Source organism: Candidatus Glassbacteria bacterium, from assembly GCA_019456185.1.
In the GTDB taxonomy this organism is placed as follows: Bacteria; Gemmatimonadota; Glassbacteria; order GWA2-58-10; family GWA2-58-10; genus JAJRTS01.
Window position 1 is genome coordinate 30,757 of sequence record VRUH01000043.1, and the last position, 4,116, is coordinate 34,872.

Below are 4,116 nucleotides of genomic sequence, written 5' to 3' on the forward strand. Positions count from 1 at the left end.
AGAGCCCAGCTTGAGCAAGGCCAGCAGGTGGACCACTTCGTGGTAGTGGGCGCTGTAGGAGGTGACCACGTAGTCGTGGCTGACAACGCCCATCCCCCTGATCCGGTAGCCGGTAAGCTGCTCGATCGATTCGGGGTTCCGGCAGAGGACATAGACTATTTTTTCCCGTTCCAGCAGCTCCAGCTTTTCCGCTGGCAGCTCCAGCAGCGCGGCCGCCTCCAGCACGAACTCGTCCAGCGCCGTAGCGGCGGCAGGATGGAACGTGGACGGGTCCTCGATCAGGATCGTAAAGAACCGGCTGTCGTGGCGCTGGAAATCCCGACTGAAATAGCGCACCGGCGTGACAAAATAGCCATCCCTGAAATAAAACGCCCGCTCTGTAGAGTACTCTCGAACGCGGAAATGCGCCACCGCCCAGCCGTCAGCCTCATCGATCACCTCCACGCTCCAGGCGGCGTCCGAAAGCTGCACCAGCCGCTTGATTTCCGGATCCAGGTCATAGCCCAGCATGAACTTGTGCCGCACTCCCTCGTACCCGATCCCGAACCGGCGGGACAGGGCCAGTTCCTCGGGATGGTGGAATACCGGCAGGCTGTCGCTGTCCTCGGCCAGGGCATGGATAAACGCTTCCGCCCGCTCGACACTCAGGGCGGTAGCCTGGGACCAGGTTAAGGTCAGAAGTAATAAAAAAGCAGCTTTCATAACAGGTCGGGCCAACCAAGGTTTTGTTTGCAAAAAATTTTGTTGGCAAAAAAATCACATCAGGCTTAACGGGTCGCGATCCAGAGTCAGCCGGCAGTTGCCTTTCGAGGGCGGCCTGGCGTTACGGGAAATCCAGGAGCCGATAGTGCCGATCGGCGCGGAGTCTTCGCTTTTCAGGATCAGATGGTACCGGTAGCGGCCGCGAAGTTTTTCCAGCGGGCAGGGCGCCGGGCCCAGAACAGTGATTTTCTCTTTTATGGACCGTTTACCTAAGTACCCCAAAAGTTGCTCCGCAGTCCGGTCGGCAAAAAATTTCACCGTCGGCTCATCGCGGCCGGAGATGATAACGTTGAGCAGGCTGACGAACGGTGGGTAACCGGCCTCCCTGCGCAGCGCCAGTTCCTGGCTGGCGAACGAGCGGTAGTCGTGGTCGACGGCGCAGCGGACAGCGGGGTGCGAGGGATTGTAGGTCTGGATCACGACCTCGCCGCCCTGCTCGCCCCGCCCGGTGCGGCCGGCCACCTGGGCCAGCAGGCCGAACGTGCGCTCGGTGGCGCGAAAATCCGGCAGGTTCATCGCGGTATCCGCGTTGACCACTCCGACCAGCAGCACGTTGGGGAAATCCAGTCCCTTGGCGATCATCTGCGTGCCGACCAGGATGTCGGTCTCGCCGCGACGGAGTCGTTCGAGAATCTCGTGATGCGACCACTTGCCGCCGGTGGTATCCATGTCCATCCTGTCGATAGTCAGCTCGCTGAAGTGCTTCTGCAGCAGGCTTTCCACCTGCTCCGTGCCCATGCCCATCATCACCAGCTGCTCCGACTCGCAGGCCGGGCATCGCTGCGCTATCCGGCTCTGGTGGTCGCAGTAATGGCAGACCAGGCGGTTCAGCCGGCGGTGGACGGTCAGGGAGATTCGGCAGTGCGGGCAGCCCACCACCTCGCCGCAGTCCTCGCAGAGCACGAACGAGTGGAAACCGCGGCGGTTCAGCAGCAGCAGGACCTGTCCTCCGCTCTCCACCGCCCAGCCGATCTCGGTCAGCAGCTTGTCGCCAACGATGTGGCTGCCGTCTTTCGCGTAGCCCCGGCGGAGATCGGAGATACTGACCTCGGGCAGCGGCAGGCCCTTGACCCGTTCGGGCAGTTCGTGAAGCGTGTAGTCGCCGTCACGGGTGCGCTGGAAACTTTCGAGGCTGGGGGTTGCCGAACCGAGTAGGACTGTCCCGCCGGCGCGCCGCATCCGCGCGATCGCCACCTCGCGGGCGTGGTAGCGCGGCGTGGTGTCCTGCTTGTAGGTGTGCTCCTGTTCCTCGTCGATTACGATCAGGCCCAGGTTGTCGAACGGGGCGAACACGGCCGAGCGCGGCCCCACAGCCACCTGGTAGTGCCCGCTGCGGATCTGGCGCCAGATATCGTAGCGCTCGCCCTCGCTCAGCCCGCTGTGCAGCACGGCCACCTGCCCGCCGAACACCGCGCGGAACCGTCCTGTTGTCTGGGGAGTGAGTGCGATTTCGGGGACCAGGATGATCGCCTGCTTGCCTTGCTTGAGCAGCGGTCGCAGCAGTTCCATGTAGACCAGGGTCTTGCCGCTGCCGGTTACGCCATGCAGGAGGTGGACGCCGTGGGAGTCCGCGCCGCGCAGGATAGTGTCGATCACTTTCAGCTGCCCGGCTGATGGCTGCGGGAGTTGATAGTCCGGAAAATCAACCGTACGGAACGGGTCGCGGGGATCGTAGACCTCGTACTTGTCCACCAGGTCCCTGGCCGCCAGCGCACCGACAACCGCGCTGCTGAAATTGAGCCGGGAGAGCAGGCTCAGCTCTACCGGTGCGTTCATTCCTTTGAGGTACTCCAGGCATTCGCGCTGACGGGGGCTGCGGGCAAGCAGCTTTTCGGCCTCCTGTGAGGTGATATTCTCAGTCGCCTTGACCATCGTCCGCGAGCGCTCGCGAGGCAGGATCGGCAGGTGGTCGGTTACCTTGACAATACCCGCGCCTGCCAGTTCGGCGAGTCCGGGACCGAGCGATTTCACCTTAAGCCGGCGGGCGAGGGCGCTCTCCAGCAGTTGACGTTCCCGCCTATCCTCGAGAAGTTGCAGGAGCTTGATCTGGAACCGGGTAAAATTATTCAGCAGGGGGATTTCATCGACCAGCATCCGCACCATCCGGTCGCCAACCCGCAGGAAAATGCCGGGAACCACCGCGCGCAGGGCCTCGCCCGGCTCACAGAGGTAGTACTCGCCGATCCAGCGGGCCAGCTCCAGGAGTTCGGACGGCACCAGCGGGCGCTCGTCGATCACGGCCGAGAGTTTCTTGAGCCGGACGCCGGCCGGCGGAACGGTTCCCGTTTCGGTGACAACTCCGGTCAGCACCCGCCGTCCCAGGCTGCCGACCACCCGGCAACCCGCGGCCAGTTCCCCCTCGAACCCGTCGGGCAGGAGGTAGGTGTACGGCCCTCCTCCGGGGATTGGATAGACCACATCGGCAGTGCGGTATTTCTGGACGGATTGTGTCATCGGTGAGGACAGCAATGGTTGAGTAAGTTCATCGTTCAACCGGAAAAAGTATCCGCGGCGGCCATGCCTGCCAGCCGGGCCAGACCCTCAAGACCAACGCGGCCTCCGGGTTGTAAATCGTCGGGGATATCCGCGCCGCTGTAAACTTCCAGCTCCGCGCCGCCGGAATCGTGGTGGACCCCGCAGACTACCGCTACCGGTATGCCTGCGATTCGCGCGCGTTTCAGCACCCCGCTGATTGCCTTGCCGCCCATGCTCTGGGAGTCGAACGAACCCTCGCCGGTAATCACGAGAGTCGCACCACGCAGGAGTTCGTCGAAATTCAAGGTGTCGAGCACGTACTCGATCCCGCTGATCAGACCGCCGCCCAGGAACGCCGCCACAGCCGCGCCCAGTCCTCCGGCGGCCCCGGCCCCCGGCATGGCGGCGAGATCGGCTCCCAGGTCCTCTTTCATGCGCAGGGCGAGATTGGCCAGCCCCGTTTCCAGAGCCTCCACCATCTCCGGGCCGGCTCCTTTCTGGGGGCCGAACACCCGCGCCGCGCCGTCCGGGCCGAGCAGCGGGTTGGTGACATCGCACAGGGCGCGAACCCGGAGGCCCTGCAGCCGGCTGTCGGCTCCGTCCGGGTCGATCCGGGCAATCTGCTCGAGCACCCGCCCGCCCTCGGTTTCGATCCGCCTGCTTTCGCTGTCGTAGAACCGCCAGCCCAGGGCACGGGCCATGCCCACGCCCCCGTCGACAGTGGCCGAACCGCCCAGGGTGACCACCAGCCCATTAACCCCGTGTTTAAGAGCGGCGGCAATCACCTGGCCCAGCCCGAACGTGCCGACCTCCCATGGATTGCGCTCGTCCGGCTGCAGCAGGCTCAGCCCCGAGCTGCGGGAGATCGGAAGAGCACAC

General features: G+C 64.1%; 2 protein-coding genes and 1 pseudogene (1 of these 3 only partly in view). All 3 read right to left on the reverse strand.

What is annotated here, in order from left to right; genetic code table 11:
- Positions 1–702: pseudogene (locus FVQ81_13740) on the reverse strand (hypothetical protein); it reaches 27 nt to the left of the window's first position.
- 54 nt (positions 703–756) lie between these two features.
- Positions 757–3,216, reverse strand: coding sequence for a primosomal protein N' (gene priA / locus FVQ81_13745; GenBank protein ID MBW7997611.1), 2,460 nt, complete (start codon positions 3,214–3,216; stop codon positions 757–759).
- Between the two features lie 35 nt (positions 3,217–3,251).
- Positions 3,252–4,116, reverse strand: an 865-nt coding sequence (locus FVQ81_13750) for a glycerate kinase (protein ID MBW7997612.1), incomplete at its 5' end; no start/stop codon positions are given.